This is a genomic window from Loktanella sp. Alg231-35 (assembly GCF_900143545.1).
Classification (GTDB): Bacteria; Pseudomonadota; Alphaproteobacteria; order Rhodobacterales; family Rhodobacteraceae; genus Yoonia.
Genome location: NZ_FREV01000004.1, coordinates 236,444 through 256,384 on the forward strand (window position 1 = coordinate 236,444; position 19,941 = coordinate 256,384).

Annotated in this window: 23 protein-coding genes; 11 read left to right on the top strand and 12 right to left on the bottom strand. The window is 58.9% G+C overall.

The features are described from left to right. Nucleotides 1-43: 43 nt before the first annotated feature. Both DHN10_RS11085 and DHN10_RS11090 read left to right on the top strand, forming a co-directional pair. Nucleotides 44-1,261 (top strand): TCR/Tet family MFS transporter, encoded by a 1,218-nt coding sequence (locus DHN10_RS11085; RefSeq protein ID WP_108815392.1) that lies wholly within the window; start codon nucleotides 44-46, stop codon nucleotides 1,259-1,261. Between the two features lie 73 nt (nucleotides 1,262-1,334). Further along, nucleotides 1,335-2,414: a Zn-dependent alcohol dehydrogenase gene (locus tag DHN10_RS11090; protein ID WP_108815393.1), complete on the top strand. Its 1,080-nt coding sequence runs from the start codon at nucleotides 1,335-1,337 to the stop codon at nucleotides 2,412-2,414. A 37-nt stretch (nucleotides 2,415-2,451) separates the two neighbouring features. Here the strand turns inward: DHN10_RS11090 and DHN10_RS11095 are convergent, their stop codons facing one another. Then, entirely contained in the window at nucleotides 2,452-2,892 is a 441-nt protein-coding gene (locus tag DHN10_RS11095; protein WP_108815394.1) for a GNAT family N-acetyltransferase, read from the bottom strand. A 31-nt stretch (nucleotides 2,893-2,923) separates the two neighbouring features. On the opposite strand from DHN10_RS11095, the gene DHN10_RS11100 reads away from it, so the two are divergent. The 6 genes from DHN10_RS11100 (at nucleotide 2,924) to DHN10_RS11125 (ending at nucleotide 7,656) form a co-directional block, all read left to right on the top strand. Then, entirely contained in the window at nucleotides 2,924-4,153 is a 1,230-nt protein-coding gene (locus DHN10_RS11100) for a mandelate racemase/muconate lactonizing enzyme family protein (protein ID WP_108815395.1), read from the top strand. Between the two features lie 138 nt (nucleotides 4,154-4,291). Next, nucleotides 4,292-4,888 (top strand): TetR/AcrR family transcriptional regulator, encoded by a 597-nt coding sequence (locus DHN10_RS11105; protein WP_108815396.1) that lies wholly within the window; start codon nucleotides 4,292-4,294, stop codon nucleotides 4,886-4,888. Between the two features lie 102 nt (nucleotides 4,889-4,990). Continuing rightward, nucleotides 4,991-5,671, top strand: a complete 681-nt coding sequence (locus tag DHN10_RS11110) for a PspA/IM30 family protein (protein WP_108815694.1) — start codon at nucleotides 4,991-4,993, stop codon at nucleotides 5,669-5,671. A 39-nt stretch (nucleotides 5,672-5,710) separates the two neighbouring features. Continuing rightward, entirely contained in the window at nucleotides 5,711-5,989 is a 279-nt protein-coding gene (locus DHN10_RS11115) for a hypothetical protein (protein ID WP_108815397.1), read from the top strand. 87 nt (nucleotides 5,990-6,076) lie between these two features. Further along, on the top strand, nucleotides 6,077-6,718 hold the full coding sequence (locus DHN10_RS11120; RefSeq protein ID WP_108815398.1) for a lysophospholipid acyltransferase family protein: 642 nt from the start codon (nucleotides 6,077-6,079) through the stop codon (nucleotides 6,716-6,718). Beyond that, nucleotides 6,715-7,656: a phosphatidate cytidylyltransferase gene (locus DHN10_RS11125; protein ID WP_108815399.1), complete on the top strand. Its 942-nt coding sequence runs from the start codon at nucleotides 6,715-6,717 to the stop codon at nucleotides 7,654-7,656. The genes DHN10_RS11120 and DHN10_RS11125 overlap by 4 nt, the downstream gene beginning before the upstream one ends. On the opposite strand, the gene DHN10_RS11130 is transcribed toward DHN10_RS11125, so the two are convergent. The 7 genes from DHN10_RS11130 to DHN10_RS11160 are packed head-to-tail and all read right to left on the bottom strand — an operon-like array spanning nucleotide 7,647 to nucleotide 14,075. Then, nucleotides 7,647-8,402 (bottom strand): glycosyltransferase family 2 protein, encoded by a 756-nt coding sequence (locus tag DHN10_RS11130; protein ID WP_108815400.1) that lies wholly within the window; start codon nucleotides 8,400-8,402, stop codon nucleotides 7,647-7,649. The genes DHN10_RS11125 and DHN10_RS11130 overlap by 10 nt on opposite strands. After that, nucleotides 8,399-9,307 (bottom strand): glycosyltransferase family 2 protein, encoded by a 909-nt coding sequence (locus DHN10_RS11135; RefSeq protein WP_108815401.1) that lies wholly within the window; start codon nucleotides 9,305-9,307, stop codon nucleotides 8,399-8,401. Before DHN10_RS11135 ends, DHN10_RS11130 begins: the two co-directional genes overlap by 4 nt. Further along, the gene (locus DHN10_RS11140; protein WP_108815402.1) at nucleotides 9,304-9,846 is read right to left on the bottom strand and encodes an acetyltransferase; all 543 of its coding nucleotides are present in this window, start codon (nucleotides 9,844-9,846) and stop codon (nucleotides 9,304-9,306) included. The genes DHN10_RS11135 and DHN10_RS11140 overlap by 4 nt, the downstream gene beginning before the upstream one ends. After that, nucleotides 9,843-10,979, bottom strand: coding sequence for a glycosyltransferase (locus DHN10_RS11145; protein WP_108815403.1), 1,137 nt, complete (start codon nucleotides 10,977-10,979; stop codon nucleotides 9,843-9,845). The genes DHN10_RS11140 and DHN10_RS11145 overlap by 4 nt, the downstream gene beginning before the upstream one ends. 45 nt (nucleotides 10,980-11,024) lie before the next feature. Continuing rightward, nucleotides 11,025-11,525 (bottom strand): acyltransferase, encoded by a 501-nt coding sequence (locus tag DHN10_RS19740; protein ID WP_159086981.1) that lies wholly within the window; start codon nucleotides 11,523-11,525, stop codon nucleotides 11,025-11,027. Then, nucleotides 11,494-12,837, bottom strand: coding sequence for an oligosaccharide repeat unit polymerase (locus DHN10_RS11155; protein ID WP_234417110.1), 1,344 nt, complete (start codon nucleotides 12,835-12,837; stop codon nucleotides 11,494-11,496). Before DHN10_RS11155 ends, DHN10_RS19740 begins: the two co-directional genes overlap by 32 nt. Continuing rightward, nucleotides 12,822-14,075, bottom strand: coding sequence for a lipopolysaccharide biosynthesis protein (locus DHN10_RS11160; protein WP_159086982.1), 1,254 nt, complete (start codon nucleotides 14,073-14,075; stop codon nucleotides 12,822-12,824). The genes DHN10_RS11155 and DHN10_RS11160 overlap by 16 nt, the downstream gene beginning before the upstream one ends. Nucleotides 14,076-14,207: 132 nt before the next feature. Here DHN10_RS11160 and DHN10_RS11165 point away from each other — a divergent pair, with 132 nt between their 5' ends. Further along, nucleotides 14,208-16,181, top strand: a complete 1,974-nt coding sequence (locus DHN10_RS11165) for a GumC family protein (RefSeq protein WP_159086983.1) — start codon at nucleotides 14,208-14,210, stop codon at nucleotides 16,179-16,181. 4 nt (nucleotides 16,182-16,185) lie between these two features. Here DHN10_RS11165 and DHN10_RS20010 read toward each other — a convergent pair whose 3' ends face one another. Genes DHN10_RS20010 through DHN10_RS11175 form a run of 3 tightly spaced genes read right to left on the bottom strand, consistent with a single transcriptional unit; the run spans nucleotide 16,186 to nucleotide 18,045 of the window. Then, complete coding sequence (locus tag DHN10_RS20010) at nucleotides 16,186-16,575, bottom strand: hypothetical protein (protein ID WP_234417111.1); 390 nt, start codon at nucleotides 16,573-16,575, stop codon at nucleotides 16,186-16,188. 15 nt (nucleotides 16,576-16,590) lie between these two features. Next, nucleotides 16,591-17,784, bottom strand: coding sequence for a hypothetical protein (locus DHN10_RS11170; RefSeq protein WP_234417112.1), 1,194 nt, complete (start codon nucleotides 17,782-17,784; stop codon nucleotides 16,591-16,593). Between the two features lie 3 nt (nucleotides 17,785-17,787). Beyond that, the gene (locus DHN10_RS11175; RefSeq protein WP_108815697.1) at nucleotides 17,788-18,045 is read right to left on the bottom strand and encodes a spike base protein, RCAP_Rcc01079 family; all 258 of its coding nucleotides are present in this window, start codon (nucleotides 18,043-18,045) and stop codon (nucleotides 17,788-17,790) included. A 130-nt stretch (nucleotides 18,046-18,175) separates the two neighbouring features. On the opposite strand from DHN10_RS11175, the gene DHN10_RS11180 reads away from it, so the two are divergent. After that, nucleotides 18,176-18,889 (top strand): metallophosphoesterase, encoded by a 714-nt coding sequence (locus tag DHN10_RS11180; RefSeq protein WP_108815406.1) that lies wholly within the window; start codon nucleotides 18,176-18,178, stop codon nucleotides 18,887-18,889. Here DHN10_RS11180 and DHN10_RS11185 read toward each other — a convergent pair. After that, nucleotides 18,877-19,491, bottom strand: coding sequence for a sugar transferase (locus tag DHN10_RS11185; protein ID WP_234417113.1), 615 nt, complete (start codon nucleotides 19,489-19,491; stop codon nucleotides 18,877-18,879). The two genes, DHN10_RS11180 and DHN10_RS11185, sit on opposite strands and share 13 nt — an antisense overlap. 232 nt (nucleotides 19,492-19,723) lie before the next feature. Between DHN10_RS11185 and DHN10_RS19745 the strand changes: the two genes are divergently transcribed. Further along, nucleotides 19,724-19,903, top strand: a complete 180-nt coding sequence (locus DHN10_RS19745; protein WP_159086984.1) for a hypothetical protein — start codon at nucleotides 19,724-19,726, stop codon at nucleotides 19,901-19,903. Nucleotides 19,904-19,941 lie beyond the last annotated feature (38 nt).

Below are 19,941 nucleotides of genomic sequence, written 5' to 3' on the forward strand. Positions count from 1 at the left end.
ATCCGCACTTGCAAACTGAACCGAACAGTTTAATTCTGCGCGGATGAACAAACGTCTCGCCGTCACCTTTCTCCTGATCTCGGTCATGCTTGATAGTATGGGCATTGGCCTGATCATGCCTGTGATGCCTGATCTGATCCAAGAGGTTGAAGGGCAAGGCCTGGGTGAAGCCGCCGTGTGGGGCGGCATTCTGGCCACGACCTTTGCAGCGATGCAATTCCTATTCGGGCCAACCCTGGGCAGCTTGTCTGATCGTTACGGGCGCCGCCCTATTCTGATCATCTCGCTTGTGATCATGGCTTTTGACTATGTGTTGATGGCACTGGCGCATACAATCTGGCTATTGATCATCGCCCGGATTATCGGGGGGATCACAGCCGCTACGCAGTCAACTTCGGCGGCTTATATGGCTGATATCTCCGAGCCTGACGAAAAGGCCGCGAACTTTGGCCTGATCGGGGCCGCGTTCGGGTTAGGTTTTGTTCTGGGACCGATGGTTGGTGGTTTGCTGGCCGAATATGGCACACGCGCGCCGTTCTGGGCGGCGGCAGGGCTGGCCGCAGCCAATGCGATTTTTGGCTATTTCGTCTTGCCAGAGACGGTGACGGATCGAATCAGACGCCCGTTTGAATGGCGTCGTGCTAACCCTTTGGGCGCTTTCAAGAACATCGGATCATTGCCTGGCTTAAAGCGCCTGCTCTTGATCACCTTCGTCTATACCATCGCGTTTTTCGTCTATCCCGGCGTCTGGGCCTATTTCGGGGCAGAGCGTTTTGACTGGGGGCCGGGGATGATCGGGCTGTCTCTGGGTATCTTCGGGATCGGCATTGCCATTGTGCAAGGATTGCTGATCCGGCCCATCCTGAACCGGATCGGGGAACGCAAGGCAGTGATCCTTGGGCTGTCGGTTGATGTGTTGGCTTTCGTGGCACTTGGCTTTGTCACCAATGGCTGGGTCGCTTTGGCCATGACACCACTGACGGCGCTGGGATCAATCGCTGGCCCGGCGCTGCAAGGGATCATGTCGCGCACGGCCTCAGATGACCAGCAGGGCGAGTTGCAGGGAACAGTGACGTCGATCAACGCCGTGGCCACCATTTTGGCTCCGCTGCTTGTGACGCAAACCTTCTGGTATTTCACAGCGGCCAATACGCCCATCTACCTGCCCGGCGCGCCCTTCCTGTTCTCGGCAGTGCTGACCATCGGGTGCATCATCGTTTTCATGCAAACACCCCGTCCGTTGCGCGCACGCGCAACCTGATGTCGCGTTCAGACTTGCGCTTGCTTTGTGCGCACCGCAGGGTCGTACAAACACGACCCGTGAGGACCACAGTATGCCACAGATCAAAGCCGCAATTTGCCGCGAATTCGGCGCACCGCTGACCATCGAAACCGTCAATCTTGCCGCCCCCAATATGGGCGAGGTGGAAGTCACTCTCAAAGCCTGCGCCATCTGCCATTCTGACATTTCCTACATGGATGGGGCTTGGGGTGGGACATTGCCTGCGGTCTATGGGCATGAGGCTGCGGGGCACGTCACTGCCGTGGGCGAAGGCGTTCGCGGTGTGTCGCTGGGCGATCCGGTTGTCGTGACGCTGATCCGGGCCTGCGGCACTTGCCCGTCCTGTGCGGGGGGCAAACCTGTGGCTTGCGAAACCGATCTGGCCAGCGGGCCACTGACCGGAGCGGATAATGAGCCGCTACATCAAGCCATGAACACCGGTGGCTTTGCCGAAAAGATCGTTGTGGACCAAAGTCAGGTCGTCAAGCTCTCGGATGGGATAGCGATGGACGTGGCCTCTTTGCTGGCCTGCGGTGTGATCACCGGCGTAGGTGCTGTGGTGAATGCCGCAGCACTCCGCGCCGGACAGGACGTCGTGGTAATCGGGGCCGGTGGTGTCGGGCTGAACGCAATTCAGGGTGCGCGCATCGCGGGCGCACGGCGTATCGTGGCAGTGGACATGTCAGAAGAAAAGCTGGCGATTGCCAAGGAATTCGGCGCAACCGATGGTGTGCTTGCAACAGAGCAAAAACCATGGCGGCAAGCCAAAGCGGCGATGGGACGCGGGGCCGATGCTGTCTTTGTCACAGTTGGCGCGATCCCTGCTTATGATACGGCACCGCAATATCTGGCAAATGGCGGTAAGGTGATCATGGTCGGCATGCCTCATTCGGGCGCGATGTCGACCTATGAACCGGTAATGCTGGCCGCCACAGGGCAAGGCATGGTGGGTTCAAAGATGGGTGATGTTGTGATTGCCCGCGATATCCCGTGGATGGTGGATCTATACGAACAGGGACGGCTTAAGCTGGATGAGCTGATTTCCGGGCGCTGGTCGCTGGAACAAATCAACGATGCGATTGCGGATACCAAGACCGGATCGGCCAAGCGCAATGTCATTGTCTTTGACTGACGGAGCGGCAGGTAAGGTGGATCAAGATCCACCTTACTCAATCATCCATCGCGCCATCCCAATCGTACACGACAATCCCTTCGGTCTCGCGCGCCGCAAGCGCACGGTACAATGCACGCGCCGCGACGTTGTCGCTTTCTGTGGCCAGCCATATCCCCTCGCACCCGCGATCACGGGCCAAAGCGATAAACGCCGCGCACATCCGCTTGGCAATCCCTCGCTGCTGATGGCTCTCGCGCACGCCAACTTCAGCCACAAAGAACGCGGGCGGCTTGTCAGGATGCAACAAAACCTGCCCCGAGGCCATGCCGACGGCCTCTCCGGCATCAAAGGCCAGGATGATCTCATGCGACGATGCGTTCAGAAATGCCGCCGCCTGATCAGGCCGGATCGTATGATCAAAAAGCCCCTCGTTGACCGCCAACAACACATCCAGATCGTCTGGACCTAATCTGCGAAGCGTGATTGGGTCCTTCATAAGCCAGCTCCTCTATCGAAAGTCCGCCCAGATGAAACTCGCCGATCTTGACATCATTGTCACTGCCCCGCCTGCACCAGGCTGGGGCGGAAGCTATTGGATCATCCCTAAGGTCACGACGGATACCGGGGTGGTGGGGTACGGCGAATGCTATGCCTCTTCAATCGGGCCAGAAGCGATGAAAGCCGTGATCAAGGACGTTTTCGAACGCCATATGGCAGGCGAAAACCCCGAGAATATTGAGCTGATGTTCCGCCGCGTTTACTCCTCTGGCTTTACCCAGCGCCCTGATCTAACAGTGATCGGCGCATGGTCAGGATTGGAAATGGCCTGCTGGGACATCATCGGCAAAGACCGCGACCGCCCCGTCCACGCCTTGATTGGCGGACGCATGAACGACCGCATCCGCGCCTACACCTACCTCTATCCGCGCCCCACGCATCCGCTACCTGATTTCTGGGCCAGCCCTGATATGGCCGCCGAAGTCGCGGTGGATATGGTCGAGAAAGGTTATACGGCCGTCAAATTCGACCCTGCCGGCCCCTACACGATCCGCGGCGGGCATATGCCCTCGATGCACGACATCTCGCTCTCGGTTGCATTCTGCAAAACCATCCGCGAGGCGGTCGGTGATCAGGCGGACCTGCTTTTTGGCACCCACGGCCAGTTCAGCACCGGCGGGGCAATCCGCCTGGGCAAGGCGTTAGAGCCATACACCCCGCTCTGGTACGAAGAGCCTATCCCACCGGACAACGTGGCCGAAATGGCCAAAGTCGCAGCATCCGTGAATATTCCCGTAGCGACAGGTGAGCGGCTGACCACAAAGGCGGAGTTTGCACCCGTCCTACGCGCTGGCGCGGCCACGATCCTGCAACCGGCCTTGGGTCGGTCTGGCGGCATCTGGGAAACCAAGAAGATCGCGGCGATGGCAGAGGTCTATAACGCACAGATGGCCCCGCATCTTTACGCGGGTCCGGTGGAATGGGCCGCAAACCTGCAACTGGCCGCATCCATCCCCAATATCCTGATGGCCGAAACGATAGACACACCGTTCCACAACGCCCTGATCAAAGGCAGCATCAAGGTCGAGGACGGTTATATTCCGACACCAACAGGTGCCGGGCTTGGCATCGACTTTGATGAAGACCTCGCACGGGCGCATCTCTACGACGGCGACCTCCTGCACCTGCAAATGCAGGAAGGGCCGATTGGATATCACAAGGTGAATAGTTTTGCGGGTGGCGCGCCTGTGAAAACGTAGGGTGGGTAAAACCCACGCGTTGATTGACGTTCGTTGCCCGTGGGTTTTACCCACCCTACGTGGTTGTTCTTTCGTCTGCCCCTTCCAAACCTCCCTGTCTTCGCCTATCACTGAACTACGTTCACTCAGGGGCACCCAATGGCACGTAAAACCGAAACCCGGCGCAAGGAACTGCGCGAAAACCTGATCGCAATTGCAGAGCGCAGGATTGCCGCTGACGGGTTAGGCGCCCTGCGCGCCCGCGATCTGGCCGCTGAGGCAGGCTGTGCTGTTGGTGCCATCTATAATGTCTTTGGTGATCTGACCGATCTGGCCCTTGCGGTGAATGCCCGGACCTTCCACACTTTGGGCGCTGATGTGGCCGCGGCGCTGGCCCTAGCCCCCGAAGACCCGGTTGAGCAGTTGGTTGTCATGGCACAGGCCTACCACCACTATGCAGCGGCCAATCACCTTAGTTGGCGGGCGCTTTTTGATGTCGAACGCGCGCCGGGCGAAGCGGCGCCTGAGTGGTACCTGCAAGAGATGGGTCAGCTTTTCGCCTATATCTCTGACCCGCTAGCGGTGATTTTCCCCGATAGGGACAGTGCAGAGATCGCCCTTTTGACCCGTGCGCTGTTTTCATCAGTGCATGGAATCGTGCTTTTAGGGCTTGATGAAGCCTCGGCCGGTGTCCCATCCGACGATATCGACCGCATGATTGCCCTTGTTTTGCGACAGATCACGACCTCAAGTTAGATTTTTTGAACATTGTTCACATTTTGCTTGCAAAGCAGAAAGCGACTCGCTATCTCTAATTTATGAACAGTGTTCACGCACTGAAATGAAACGGAGACAATGATGTTCAAGACACTTGCCACGCTAATCAACGGACAGAACGCACGCGCCGAAGACCGGGTGCGCGATGCCTTTGCAATCGAGCTGATTGACCAGAAAATCCGCGAAAGCGAAAACAGCCTGCGCGCTGCCAAAGCCACGCTTGCCAGCCTAATCCAGCGCCAGCGGTCCGAGGAAAAGCAGCACGCGGCACTCAAAACCCGCATCAGCGACCTGACCACACGCGCCAAAGAGGCACTGGACAATGACCGCGAAGACATGGCTGAAGAGGCCGCACGTGCCATCGCTGGCATGGAAAATGAACTGGTGGTGCGCCGCGAAACGCTTGATCGGCTAGACCAGAAAGTGATCCGCTTGCGGTCCTCCATCGAAAGCGGACACCGCCGGATTATTGACCTCAAACAAGGCGCTATTCAGGCCCGTGCTGTTCGCCGCGAACAGAATATCCAAATGCAGATGGCCAAGACCGGCATCCAATCGGGCAGCGTCGAAGAGGCCGAAGAGTTGATTACCCGTGTGCTGGGCCGCGACGATCCCTTTGAGCGCTCGGAAATTCTGGCTGACATCAACCGCGACCTCGACGGCGACAGCATAGCTGGCCGGATGGCCGATGCTGGATTTGGCACCGCCACTCGATCCACCGCCGATGATGTGCTGGCGCGCCTGAAGTCCACCAAGAAATAGCCTTCATAACTCCCCCTCTTTTTTCGAAAGGAAAGACCAATGTTGAACAAGAAATCTGATAACGGCCTGATCATGTTCGTGAACCTGCTGGGTGTCGGTATCGCCTACGGCATGCTGGGTATCTCGCTCTGGCTCTCAACCGATGTACCGCTTTCGACCAAAGGCTTCTGGGCCATGTCGGTGATGATGCTGACCCTCGCCTTGGTGAATTTTGTCAAATATCGCTTTGATGAGCGGATGTCAGAAGACCGCATCCAGCGCATCGAAGACGCCAAGAACGAAAAACTGCTTGAGGACTATGTCGGCGAGCCCCTTTGATAGCCGGCACCCCTGCCCTGCCCCTTCATCCCCGGGGGCAGGGCTTTTTCCTTTTCAAATGTCCCTCCCTTCGCCAAAGTCGGTCCCATGAAATTCTTGCGCCAATTCGCCGCCCGCATTGTCGGCCAATCCATTCGCATCTTTGCCCGCGCCATCACCGCCGTGCGCGCCGACTGGAAAGGGATCGAACCGGTCCCGCGCCAACGGGTCTATTTCGCCAATCACACCAGCAACGCCGATATGCCGATGATCTGGTCAGTGCTGCCCCCATCAATGCGGCGCACGGTGCGCCCGGTGGCTGCGGCAGATTACTGGCTGAAAAACAAGGTCCGCGCTTTTGTCGGCCCCGAGGTTTTCAACTGCGTCCTTGTTGATCGCAGGCCAGAGGTCAAAGACAAGCCGATGGACAAGATCATCGCGGCCCTTGACGAAGGCGCGTCGCTGATCATCTTCCCCGAAGGCAACCGCAACATGACCGACGACCCGCTGCTGCCATTCAAGGCAGGCCTTTACAACATGGGGATCGCCCGGCCAGAGGTCGATCTGGTCCCCACCTGGGTCGCCAACCTGACCGAGATCATGCCCAAAGGCGAGATCATCCCCCTGCCCCTCATTTGCACCGTCACCTTTGGCGAGCCGATCCATGTGAAGGACGGCGAAAGCAAGGATGATTTCCTCAAGCGCGCCTCGGACGCTTTGCTGGCGCAACGGCCGGAGGTGCGGTCATGAACAGTACAATGACCGATATTCTGTTACTGGCTTTCGGCAGTTTTGGAATTCTGATCGCCCTGACCTTTGTGGGCGAGGTGTTGCGCGCCCGTGAAGAGCCCGGTTTCAACAACCCGGTGCTCGATACCTATATGACCCGCGTGCAAAGCTGGTGGGGCATGGTCGCCTTTATCGGCATAGCACTTCTGCTGGGAAAACCCGGCGTGATGGTTCTCTTTGGTTTTGCTTCCTTTGCGGCGCTGCGCGAGTTCCTGACATTGACCACCAAGGCGCAGGCCGATCACCTGTCGCTGGCGCTCGCTTTCTTTGTGGTGCTGCCACTACAGTATGTCTTTGTGGGCATGGAGTGGGCGGGGCTCTTTACCGTGCTGATCCCAGTCTATGCCTTCCTCTTCCTGCCCATGGTGTCCGCACTACGCGGCAATCCAGACAAATTTCTGGTCCGTGTGGCCGAAACGCAATGGGCGCTGATGATCGCGGTCTATTGCGTCAGCCACGTACCGGCCCTCATGTCGGTCGAAATTGACGGATATGGCGACCGGTCGCTGCTGCTAATCGCATTTCTGGTCATGGTGGTACAGCTTGGCGACTTGCTCGAGTACTTCTTTGGTCGCCGCATCGGGCGCACCCGCATCGCCCCCGGTCTGTCACCCAAAACATGGGAAGGTGTGCTGCTTGGGGTTGCCAGTGCGATGATCATCGGGGCCATGCTGAACTGGATCACGCCCTTCGGGCTGATCGGTGCCGCACTGATGGCCGGAGTGGCATCACTGGTGGGGATGTTGGGCAATCTGGTGGTCGCTGCGATCAAGCGTGACCGGGGCGTCAAGGACTGGTCGCATCTGATCCCCGGTCAGGGTGGCTTTGTTGATCAACTTGACAGTGTGATCTTTGCCGCCCCGATCTTTTATATGCTCACGGTCTATTTCTACACCTGACGGCGACCTGCAAACTGATGCAGCTTCGACAGGTTCTTGGCCACAAGCGTGCCGACCCCGCCGACCTGATGCCGCTTAATGGCCCGGTAATCTTCACGGCTCTTACGCAGCATCTGGGCAAAGGATCGGTTGCTGACGCCGCCCATCTTCATACGCACCAGAACATGGGGCAAGTAGGACAACCGCACCTGCCCAGTGGTTAGATAGCGCAACATCGCGTCGTAATCGCCCGAGATCCGATAGCTGGTGTCATAAAGTCCCGCCCGCTCAAAGACCGCCCGACGCAGATAGAGCGTCGGGTGTGGGGGCATCCAACCACGCTTTAGCAAGGCAGGTTCAAACGCGCCTGCACGCCAATGCCGGACCACGCGGTTAGGGTCATCGCGGGCGACATATTGCAAATCACCATACACACCATCAACCGCCGGGTCGGCAAAAGCCTTTGCAATCATTGCCAACACGTCCGGGTCCGCCAATTGGTCGTCAGCATGCAGCACGCCAACCACATCGCCCATTGCACGGGAAATTCCCTGATTGATTGCATCATAGATGCCTGTGTCAGGTGTTGATTGCAGTGCCATCGCAGGGTGCCCCGCCAAGGTCAGATAGGCCAACGTGCCATCCGTTGACCCGCCATCCTGCACCACGTGTTCAACATTTGTTTGCGATTGCTCTGCAAGACTTTGCAACATGTCGGGCAAGGTGGCCCGGCCATTCATCACTGCGGTAACAATGGAAATCTTCATGCGGCCGCTTTCGACAGGTGTTTGTGGAGGATGTTTAGCTCAACGCCCAACACATGGCGGATTGCCACCTCTGGTCCGGCACCGGTCTCGGCGATGTAGCGCAAAACTTCTGCAAGTTTGGCATCTACCAGATAGCGATACCAAAACCCCTGCAAGACATGGAATGCGCGCGCTTGGGGCCCATCCAGAAACCCAAAACGCAACACGTAGCGATAGAAGAAATAAAGCCCTGCCCTGAAACCGGCCGGCAACCGCCCGTAGACCCGGACCTTGAGCCATCTTTTCAGACCGCCCTGCTGCGGGTCAGAGGTGTTTGGCAACAGATCATAGCGCGCATTCAGGATATCGATCACCTCGCGACTGGCATAGCGGTTGTGCTTGGCAATCCACCAGTCTAGCGGGTTTTTATTGTCGTCGATCAACTCACCTTTCAGCACCGATGTGGGGCCTTTGACAACGATATGTTCGTCCATCCAACGATCTTCGCAACGACCCGCACCATTGCGAAAAAGCCGCATGACCCGAACCGGAAACACCCCGCCAAACCGCACAGGTTGCCCCATGAACCAAATGCGCCTGCGCAAATAAAGACCCGCAACATCCGGCAACCCCGTCGCAATCTCGGCGGCCAGCTCAGGCGTCAACACCTCATCGGCATCCAGCCGCAACACCCAACCGGATGCACCTGCGATCTGGCCCAATGCCCAGTTGAACTGTGCGGCATGGGTGGTCCAAGTGTGGGTCAACACTGTGGCCCCGGCAGATTTGGCAAGAACCACCGTGTCATCAGCTGACCCGCTATCCACAACCAGCACGCGCGTCGCGACATCACGGACCGAGGCAATCGCACGGCTGATATGCCGCGCCTCATTCCGGGTCAGGATAATCACTGTCAGATCTGTCATTTTGCGGATCTCACCTGCATCGGATTGCCCGCACCAATATGACCCGGCGCAAGATCACGCATCGCGACGCCGCGCGCACCAAGCACCGCACCCGCCCCGATCTGTACGCCCGGCCCGACAAAGGCGTCTGCACAAATCCAAGCGTCTTCGCCAATCACAATCGCCGCGCGGATCAGCGGCCTTGCCGGTTCACGCCACGCATGGGTTCCGGCGCAAAGATGGGCGTTTTGGGACACCGTGGCACGTGCGCCAATCTCGATTCGGCCCAGCGCATAAAGGATCGCGCGGTCCCCAATGGCCGCGTGATCGCCAATCTGCAGATGCCACGGCACGGCGATGCGCGTGCTGGGATAGACGTGCACCTCTGCGCCAATCTGCGCACCAAAGCGGCGCAGCAACCAGCGACGCCAACCCCACAGCGGGCGCGGGCTCAGCCCGAATAGTGGATATGCCAGCGCCCACAGCGCACGCCCCAGCTTTTCGCGGTGGCTCCAGCTTGTAGCGGCACGGTTGGCGGTGACATCAACGGGAGCGGTCATGCAGGCACCTGTGCAGGTGCGCCATGACAAAGCTCTGTGTAGAGATCGGCAAAGGCATCCACCATCGCGGCAGGCGAGAAATCCCGCGCCATCCACGCCCGACCGCGGGCACCCATTGCAGGCAAATCCATTTGCGCAAGTTGGGTGATTGTTGATGTCAGATCGTCATGGTCAAGATCAATGCACCTACCACAGCCAACCCTTTCAACATCCTGCCATGGCGTGTCTGTCGTTGTGATCACCGGTAGGCCATGGGCCAAGGCCTCGGCCACTGCGATGCCAAAATTCTCGGAATGCGATGGCAGGACAAACAGATCGGCACGGGCAAAGGCCATGGCTTTTGCAGCACCCCCTACATGGCCATGCAGGGTGACACGTCCGTTCAACCGTTTTGCGGATTTACGCAGCTTAGCCACATAATCCGCATCACCTGTCCCAAAGATATCCAGCACGAAACCACTTGGCAGGCGTTCCATCGCGTCAAAAAGGTAGGCGAGCCCCTTTTTGGGGTGTAGCCGTCCCAAAAAGAGCAGCCGGCAACGTGTGTTAGCTGATGGTTCACGGTCAACAACGGGCGGCATATCAACCGCATTGGAGATCTCAACCGACCTGACACCTGCCAATTGACGGATGCTGGCCGCCGCCTCGCTGGGCGCGGTCACATGCAAAACGGTGTCACGCGGGCGGATCAGATTGGCAACACGTGCAAACATCCGTTTGGTCGCGCGGCGCGGGGCATCTTCCCACTCAGCGGTGCCCTGCAGGGCACCGCGCGGCGACCAGACTAGGGGTTTATCCAAAAGCCGCGCCAACATCAGCGTCGGCAATGTGGGCATGTTGTAAGTGGCGGTCAAATGCACAACATCGGCCCAGGCGACCGCTGCAGGCAACCGCGCCAGCAACCCCGGCGCGATTGCATGGCCCGCCAAGCGCCGCGTGCAGGTGACAGGATAAGGCAGACGAACCGGGGCAACCCGATCGCGCAGCGCGGGGCTGGCCGCATCCGTGCTCAGCACACGCAGTTCGAAGCCGGGCCGCGCGGCGATCCCGTCGCAGATCGCCTTGGTCGACCAGATCGGCCCACCCCAATGGGTCGCAGGAAAGAATGACGGGGTGATGTGCAAGACCTTCATGCCGCCACCTGCGCCACGTCACGCTGTCCGATGATCCGCGCTGGATTACCAGCCACAATTGCGCCCGCGCCGGCCACAGCATTGGCCCCGATATGCTGGCACTGCGGCAGGATCACTGCGCGCATCCCGATCCACGGTCTTGGGCAGGACCGCCGGTTTAGAACGCGGGTCCAGCCCATGATCATGGGTATAGAGCACAGCACCTTCAGAGATCAGCACATCTTCGGCAATCCGCAGATCTCCTGTGAAATCCAGATGCACATCAAGGTTGATCTGAACCCGGTTCGCAATCTCCAACACGCCGGTCTGTTCTTCCGACGACGCATGAACACCGCGCCAAAAGTAGCACCCAGACCCGATCCGCACATTCCCCGGCGGGGCAAAGGACACACCTGCCTGCATGACCGACCCCGACCCCAGCGCCCCTAGTGTCGCGCAGTGCAGCCGCGTGGCAAGACGCGTGCCGATCCGCCGCAGCACTGCCTTGGTGGCACGCAGGCCAAAGTGAATGGCTTTAGACAGCATGGCCATATCTCCAGTTTTCATGAACAAGACCCGCCGAATGAAACCGCGGCACAAAGAGGGCCAGCATCAGCGCAAGGATCATCGCTTGTGCTACGGCCCCAACAACAAAGGCGCTAAAGGATGATTGCAGGGTGGCCTGCACGAAGGGGTAGAGCAGCAGCGGATAGAACCAAAACGCCCCATGACGCCGGACCATGGGGGACGCGAGCAACAGCACCTCGCCCTTGCGGCAAAGCCAGCCCAATGCAAACCCCACAGCCATCCCGGCCCAGCCAAAATTGATGTAGGCTTCACCTGGGCCGGTCACGTTGAACGCGCCGCCAGTGTCGACCCCCATGACATCGCGCTTAAAAAACACGCCAAGATCGATGGCAGGTTTGTCCAGCCAGATCGCGCGGGGCACCCAGCCAAAGCTCCACCAGCCGTAACTTTCGCCCAGCAGATACATCGAGGGCGTGACGCGGTCGGTGACCATGACGGCGGCATTGATATCCAGAAAATAAGTTGATCCCACGATCTGATACATCAACCCAGTGTTCTGCCCGCGCAAGGCCGTCATATAAGCAGAGGTCAGCAGGACACCTATTGCCGCGATACCGATACACAACACCGCACGCGCACCGATGCGCCCGCCCAGAATGGTAAAGGTCGCGATGGCAAAGACCAGCAGCTCGACCAGTTCAAACCGGTCGCCGGATATCAGCGCGATCAGCACCACGAGGGCCGCAAGCAAAGCGGCTTGCAGCAACAGATAACGACGGCGCAAGACCAACCCCTGCCCGAGTAGCAATACAAACGCGAATTTGGGCACGACGAACAGGGTCTTGATCCCGGCCAGCGTTGCGCCAACTCCGTTGCTGTTCAAATTGATCTGCTTGGCCGTATTCAACTGGGTCAGCACATCAAGCGACACAGCATCCGCCCCACGCGCCCGGATCAAAAGCATGATGGTCACGGCAGCGACCGCAAAGGCCGCCACAAAAAGCCAACCCTGTCGCACCAGACCCACAGCGATCAATTGCGCATCGGCGATGTGGGGCTGTGTATGCACAGGGCGCACAGCACAGCGATAGCCAAGACAAAGCAACAGGATGAACCCGGCAAGATAAAGCGCGCCCACCATCTGCGCGCCGGGGGTTGTCACAAACCGGGTGTAGAACGCCCATTCCGGCACGGTACTGTAGACGGCGACTTTGATCAGGAAACCGAAGCCCGCGAAATAGGCCAGCAAGTGCATGGGCGATACAACTGAGACCATCCCATAGCGTCGTCCCATCCACAGGGGCAATCCGGTGCAAAAAGCGGCCAGAGTGATAATTAGGAAATCTTCCATCGCGCGACCCTGCCCCGCAGAAGCGATCCCGCCGACGTATCTACGGCGACACAACGGCGCAAAGCCCACCACAGTGCGACACTGCCGATACTAGTGGCCCCCACATAGATCGCCGCATTGGCAACGGCGGTCAGAGCCGAACCAAATGCAAAGGCCGCCACCAGATATAGCCCAACCATCGCAAGCCGCGCCAAAGCCGCGTAGCGCGCGAACCCGCACAGCGTGGCAACCGTGAAGCCCGATGCAAACCAGACCTGCACGAACCCACCCAAAGCCAAAAGCGCCAAAACGCCTTGGCCGAAATGCAGATGGGCTGGTCCAAAGGCAAGCGGCGCCAATGCTAGCCCCAATATGGTCACGGCAAAGATGGCCCCCCCAGACAGGATAGCAATGCGGTTGCCTGCGGCACTGGCGCGCTGCAAGGCCAGCATATCGCCCGCACCAAAGGCGGCAGAGATCGGTGCGGCGCTCACCCATGTGGCGACAGTGACAGGCAAAGCAATAAGGTTGGCCAGACGACGCAGGACGGCATAAAGCCCGAAGACTTCTGGCGGTAGAAACAGCCCGCCGACGATCAAATCGGCCTGCGCCACCCCGACACCCAGCACAGACGCGCCCCAAAGTGAGCCCACGTCCTTGGACCACGCCGCATCATCCGCCTCTCTCGGCGGCAGGGTGACCCAAAGCATCGCAGCGCAGGCAACCAGCCCCATCGTTAGCGCTGTGATCGAAAGACCGGATTGCACATTGCCCACCGTCACAAGTAGTGCCGCGCCCAGCGCCAGTTGCGGACCAATGTCACGCAAAACCATCGACCAAAGCACGCTGCCCAGTCCGCGCAAGACACTGGCCAGACAGCTCAACAGATTAACGCCCAAGGCAACGGCAATGAGTTTCGGCCAAGGCAAAGCGGGCCACATCCATGACAGCGGACCATAGGCCAGCGCGGCAAGTGCTGCGGGATAGATCACAGCAAACCGCACGATGCCCTCAAAATGCACGCCGCGGCCATCCGTCATCCCGCGCAGCAGGATCAAGGGACCGCCTAGGGAAAAAGCAGTCCCCGCGACCAGGGCGACGCTCCACCAAAGGACCAAGGTGCCAAATGCTTCGAGGCCAAGGGCGTAAGCCAACCCCATCATGATCGCAAAATTGGCCCCGACAATACCCGCGCGCACCATCATGGTGCCAATGGCGGCGGCCTTTGCCAGCTGTGCAATCTCTTGTCTTAATCTCAAACCACGATACTCCGCACGGATTAACCAAGCCACACCACCGCTTCAGTGGTCATTCATTGAGATTAAATTTTGGTTAACCCCTTTGTGATCTTTTGCCAAAGCAAGCCTGCCGAACCAAAGGATGCGGTTGCCATGACATATCAATCAGTTATCAATGAGGTAACGCGATACCCACTGCCCACGCAGCGGTACGAACCAGTTGCGCCCCTTGATCTGTTGGGCCTGCTGTCCACGCTGTGGCGCGGGAAACTGCTGTTGCTATTTACCACGATCTGCGCACTCGCCTTCGGCGGCTACTACGCGTTTCATATGACCAACCCGCGATATCAGGCCACCGCTACACTGCAAATCGAGGCCACTCCGACGGCACTGCGCGGTGTTGCAGAACAATGGGACGGGCCCGGCACTGATCCCTCCAGCCTCAATACCGAAGTGACCGTACTGACCTCGAACCGCATCCTTGGGCAGGTGATTGATCAGCTGAACCTGCTCGAAGACCCTGAATTCAACCGCTACCTGCAGGAACAATCCCCCTATTCGGTCACAGCGATACGGGGGCGGCTGCGGCATTTGCTGGCGGGCACCACGCCCACTGCACCTGATGAAACGGCGATCTATGAAAAGACAATCCAAAACCTGCGCGCAGCTCTGACGGTCGCCCGGCCACAGGATACCTATATCTTTGAGATCAACGCCCGTAGCGGGACCGATGAAAAGGCCATGACTTTGGCCAATGTGACCGTTGCGGCCTATGTGGCGGATCAACAGCGCCTGAAAGACACAGCTTCACTGGCCGCTGAAAGCTGGCTTTCTGCACGTGTGCGCACGTTAGAGCAGCAACTGGGCGCCCAAGAAACCGCCGTGAACGATCTGATTGCAACCGCACAGATACAGGAAAACACCAAGTTGGACGCGATCAGCAATCAGATCCTTTTGGCCGAACAACGGGTGGACGAGGCGCAGGGCGCACTGGCCGCACTGCAATCTGCTGCCACGCAAAGCCCGCGCCAATCAGCCGCGATCTCGCAACTTCAGACCGAAATAGCCGAAGTGTCCGGGCAGAGCGAACGGCTGCGCGCCCAGCTGTCGGCGCAATCTGCCGGGCTGGTCCGCTTGCAACAGATGCAACGCGAGGCCGAGGCAACCCGCGTTTTATACGAAACCTTCTTAGCGCGGTTGCAGGAAACACGCGTGCAGCGCGGGCTGGCGGACAACAACAGCCAGCTTATCTTTCCTGCCACATCGGCCCAATACCTTGGCCCGCACAAAATCCTGATAATTGAGATTGCCGGACTACTGGGTGTGTTGTTGGGCCTGACCCTGATCACGCTACGCGAGACGCTGCGCAACGGTGCAGGCACTGCCGCACAACTGCATGCGGCCATGGGCGTGCCTGTCTTTGCACAATCCAGCCAGACCTCTACGCGCAGCACCCGCCACCTACAGCGTTCCATGGGCCGCTTTGCGCCCGCCATGCGGGCCATGCGCACCGAGTTGATGCTGGCGGCGGATGGTCACACGCCAGCCGTGATCCTTGTCACGGCCAGCCGCAGTGGTGAGGACAAGACCGCCCATGCCATCGCACTGGCCCACAGTCTGACCCAAGCAGGCAAGGATGTCTTGCTGCTGGGGGCTGACCTGACAAAACCTGATCTGACACAATGCTTGGGCGCGCGCCCAGCCGCTGGGATTGCCGATGTAATTGCAGGCGGCGTGTCGTTGCCGGACGCTTTGGTTGGCAACCTTCCACTTGGGTTTGACCTGCTTATGGCACGCAGCGCACACACCTCCAACGACCCGATCCTGACGGATAGGGTCGACAGTATCTGCAGCGCGCTGCGCGAACGCTATGATCATATTGTCATTGACGCACCACCTGTCTTGACGGACCCCACAACAGCGCTCTGGGCGCTACTGGCAGATGCCGTCCTCTATGGGGTGCAATGGTCAAAAACCCCGCTTGCAACAGTGCAAGCGGGGCTGGACAAACTTCACGATGCCGGCTGTCCTGTGACTGGCCTCTTCCTAACCAAGGTCAGTCGGCGCATGTTGCGACAGGATCAACAGGCCCCAAGATCGCTCTGGCGCAGAGCAGTCTTTTCCTAGCGACCTAGCCCACTGCCATCACGTGCCGGTTAAAGAAGCGGATCACGTCGCCGGAACCAAAGCTAAGCCCTGTTCCATTGTCCGCCTGCACATAGGCTTTGGCCACCCAATCGAGCCCCCCGCTTGCTGTTCTTGCATCCAGATTTGGGCGCAGGAAGGTATTGAACTGACCCAGAACATTGTTCTCGTCGGGCACCGCGCCAGCCTCATGACCATAAAGCAGGCCGTGTCCGAAGACTGATCCCGTCAACCCGATCCGGCTGGTATCGGCGAATTCAATGCTGGGCGGGTTCACCCCTACATGATCGGACAACGTGACCGCAGCCGCTGGTGCATCCAGCGTGGCGACAACGGTTGTACCGCTCTCTCCATCCCAATGTACCATAGGCAGCATGCCGGCATAGAACCATTAAACATCGGCTTGCGGTCCAGTGGCCGCGACGGCAACATCATGACGGACGCTGCCCGGTGTCACGCTGCGAACCAACTGGCAACTACCAAGCAGAGCACCCGCCTGCGTCTGCCAGTTCAAGTCCTCGGTCAGTGTTAACTGCGCGCCCACGCTCAACCCGTTCCCGGTTGTTACAGGGGCCCATGGCGCGCCATCCAGCATGATATTGCGCGCCACAAGGCCCTCATTCCCGTGGGTCTGTCCGCCCAGTTCCGTAGACACACCACCCACGGCGAACCGCAGCGCATATTCACGTTCCGACGCATAGTCTATCGCAACAAACGCCGGATAGGTCGGGCGGTTATCTGCACGCCAATCCAAGGCACCATCTGATGCAATTCCACCGCCGTGGGTGGGGGCGATTGAACCGCTGATACCATTGGCGCGGGCGGCATAAAACACTCCGCCCCATTGCACTTCGTCCCCCATGGCGTAGCTGGTGCTGGGGGACCAAAGCGGCGGCAAGACACGGGGATCAGACAGATCACCAGAGATCGCAATCGCCTCCAGCATAATGGCATTGCCACCGGGGCTTGCAACGCCGCCGACGCTGACCTCAACCAAATGGCTGCCAGTAAGGCCGCTAGCGACCTTGACGGATTGGCGGCGGGTAAGATCGCTCGCGTTGTAGGTCGCAAACGCCTTGAACCCAAGGCCGTCAGGATCACCAACCTCGTTGACGAGCGTTTGCCCACCATCAATATCCACGCGCAGATAAGCACCATTGGTGCGGCCGGTGTAATGCACCCAGACATCGTACGGGGCCGCACGATCAACCGTGACAGAAGCTTTGGCAGTCAGAGAACTGGTGCTGACAGCCCGGTTGCCCGTATAGCTGCCCGCAATACCAGAGCCTGAGGATTGCAGCTGCGACCATGACCCTGTCAGTGCCATCTCGCCCACGGCATAGACGTTGCGCAATTCTGCGATCAGCGTCTCGCGCCAGGAATAGCGCGTGGCGGGATCGTCATTGTCCAACCGCAGGCAGGCGGCGTGGTTTTGGTCGACCTCTGTCCAAAGGGTCAGACCATTGTCCGCACCAGCAGCGACGGCGACATGCTGCCCGCCGCCCGCGCCAAAGAACGCGCCAAGCGGCGCAACATCTGCACGTACGCCAAAGTTATGGCCTGGCGAAAGCTCTAGCCCGATCACGGATCAGTACCACGCAACCAGCTGCGCCGTGGTCCCGGTGGCCATGACGCGGACAGGGCGAATGGACAGGACCGCACCTGCTGCCACCTCATAGCTGATCGCCTCACCGTCATTGTCCACCAGCACAGCCGTGCCCGCGGTATTGACGTATAGCGCTCGCGGACGCACCGGCAGGTCAGCACCATCATCAGGGGCGATTAGGTATTGTGCGACGGCAGGGGATGTCAGGTTTACGTAGTCAGTATCAAAAGGATCAGGCATCAAATCACTCCGGTTTAGATTGTCGAAGCGTGGATACATCCACCAGGCTTACCAACGGCTTGGGCCTGCGTGCGCGACAGGACGCAACAGCATGTGGCCAAGAGCAGGGTGATCACGCTATGTGCAAAGTATGACGGATCTGAACGATACCAGCACGCTTGCCCCCGATACGCCCTTTTGGGCGATCGGCGATGTGCATGGGCGTGATGATCTGTTGGAAGCCCTGCTGACGCGGCTGATGCCCGAAGGGCAGCCGATTGTGCTGGTGGGCGATTACATCAACAAAGGGCCAGACAGTGCGGGCACCTTACGGCGGCTAATGGCGCTGGCGGACAACGAACAGATCATCACGCTGCGGGGCAACCATGAAGAACTGCTATTGCGGTTCCTGCGGCGACCTCGGCGGTTCGCTCGTGCCTTCCTGCGCTTTGGCGGGCGCAAGACGCTGGCGAGTTTCGGGATCGCAGAACTGCCAGAGCACCCCGCTCTCTATCAATGCACACAGACCCGCAATGCCCTGCTTGAGGCCATGCCAAAACTGGGACAATGGCTCCACAGTTGCCCTTATGTCTGGCAAAGCGGTAATGTCAGCGTCGTGCACGCAGGCGCAGACCCGGACGTGGCGCTTGACGATCAGCCACCCATCACATTCCCTTGGGGGCACCCAAATTCCCTGACGAAACCGCGCAAGGACGGACTGTGGGTCGTCCACGGGCATACTCCGGTGCAAGAGGTTGAGATCACGCAACGGCGCATCGCCCTCGATACCCAAGCCCACCACACTGGGGTCTTGTCTGCAGTGAAAATATCATCCGGCAAAGCCGAGGTGCTTCAACTGCCCTGACGGGTCAGAACCACGGCGATGGTGCGCCATGTGATCCACAAATCCAGAGCAAAGCTGGCGTGCTTGATATAGTGATGATCCGCCGCAACTTTGCGGTAAATACCGTCGAGCCCATCAACATAGCCTACTTCGGTTTGCGCGTATCCGCTGATGCCCGGCGTCACCTGATGGCGCGCAGCATAGCCGGGAATCTCGCGCAGATAGACACACGCGTGCTCAAAGCTGTCAGGGCGCGGGCCAATCATGCTCATCTCGCCACGCAGGATGGTAAGAATCTGCGGCAACTCATCCAGCCGCGTGCGGCGCAGGAACCGGCCCAACGGGCCAATGCGGTCAGTCTCTAACCCATCGAAGGCACCGCGCGCGCCGGGCGCTGCCGCGCGCATGGTGCGAAACTTATAGGCCACAAACGGCTGGCAGGCGCGGCCCATACGGCGCTGGCAAAAGAACACCGGACCGGGATTGAAAACTGGGTTTAACAGAAAAAGAGCCACCGCCACGCAGCAAAAGGGAACGAGTAAGAGCACACCAAGGGTGACGTCAAAGACGATCTTGGGGGCACTCTCGGCTTGGGTTTTCGTCTTGTAGATTGTTTCAGCCAACGGAGCGTCATCAATACCAAAACCACTCTCACGCAAATCAAACACTACAGCACTCTCAACCTTAGGTGATGCCCCTATCTCGAAAGACACCTTATAGTTAATGGGTAGTTGCCGTAGCGTTAATGATCAGTTAATTTCAACAGGTTCCAACGGCCTATTTGCGTTCAACGCACACAAAAATGGGCGATTTCATAACAATTGGAGAATTCCACCGTCAATTCGTGAACGCGCCGTGAGTAAAACACACCTCAAACGCGACGGTAGGTCTGCCCTTACGGACGCACGCAACAGGGGCGACAATGCGATGGCTCTGCTGGTTCTGGCAGCTCACTCCAACGTCAGCACCACAGATGGAGACGTTCCAGAGCGGAGTGAGAACATTGCCAAGGTGATGAAGCTGAGGGACACCTGAGCAACTTTTGACATAACACGCGACACAACGACCGTTTT

Coding starts and splice junctions, on each gene's coding strand:
- DHN10_RS11085 (WP_108815392.1), top strand. CDS start 44: ATGAACAAACGTCTCGCCGTCACCTTTCTCCTGATCTCGGTCATGCTT.
- DHN10_RS11090 (WP_108815393.1), top strand. CDS start 1,335: ATGCCACAGATCAAAGCCGCAATTTGCCGCGAATTCGGCGCACCGCTG.
- DHN10_RS11095 (WP_108815394.1), bottom strand. CDS start 2,892: ATGAAGGACCCAATCACGCTTCGCAGATTAGGTCCAGACGATCTGGAT.
- DHN10_RS11100 (WP_108815395.1), top strand. CDS start 2,924: ATGAAACTCGCCGATCTTGACATCATTGTCACTGCCCCGCCTGCACCA.
- DHN10_RS11105 (WP_108815396.1), top strand. CDS start 4,292: ATGGCACGTAAAACCGAAACCCGGCGCAAGGAACTGCGCGAAAACCTG.
- DHN10_RS11110 (WP_108815694.1), top strand. CDS start 4,991: ATGTTCAAGACACTTGCCACGCTAATCAACGGACAGAACGCACGCGCC.
- DHN10_RS11115 (WP_108815397.1), top strand. CDS start 5,711: ATGTTGAACAAGAAATCTGATAACGGCCTGATCATGTTCGTGAACCTG.
- DHN10_RS11120 (WP_108815398.1), top strand. CDS start 6,077: ATGAAATTCTTGCGCCAATTCGCCGCCCGCATTGTCGGCCAATCCATT.
- DHN10_RS11125 (WP_108815399.1), top strand. CDS start 6,715: ATGAACAGTACAATGACCGATATTCTGTTACTGGCTTTCGGCAGTTTT.
- DHN10_RS11130 (WP_108815400.1), bottom strand. CDS start 8,402: ATGAAGATTTCCATTGTTACCGCAGTGATGAATGGCCGGGCCACCTTG.
- DHN10_RS11135 (WP_108815401.1), bottom strand. CDS start 9,307: ATGACAGATCTGACAGTGATTATCCTGACCCGGAATGAGGCGCGGCAT.
- DHN10_RS11140 (WP_108815402.1), bottom strand. CDS start 9,846: ATGACCGCTCCCGTTGATGTCACCGCCAACCGTGCCGCTACAAGCTGG.
- DHN10_RS11145 (WP_108815403.1), bottom strand. CDS start 10,979: ATGAAGGTCTTGCACATCACCCCGTCATTCTTTCCTGCGACCCATTGG.
- DHN10_RS19740 (WP_159086981.1), bottom strand. CDS start 11,525: ATGAAAACTGGAGATATGGCCATGCTGTCTAAAGCCATTCACTTTGGC.
- DHN10_RS11155 (WP_234417110.1), bottom strand. CDS start 12,837: ATGGAAGATTTCCTAATTATCACTCTGGCCGCTTTTTGCACCGGATTG.
- DHN10_RS11165 (WP_159086983.1), top strand. CDS start 14,208: ATGACATATCAATCAGTTATCAATGAGGTAACGCGATACCCACTGCCC.
- DHN10_RS20010 (WP_234417111.1), bottom strand. CDS start 16,575: ATGCTGCCTATGGTACATTGGGATGGAGAGAGCGGTACAACCGTTGTC.
- DHN10_RS11175 (WP_108815697.1), bottom strand. CDS start 18,045: ATGCCTGATCCTTTTGATACTGACTACGTAAACCTGACATCCCCTGCC.
- DHN10_RS11180 (WP_108815406.1), top strand. CDS start 18,176: ATGACGGATCTGAACGATACCAGCACGCTTGCCCCCGATACGCCCTTT.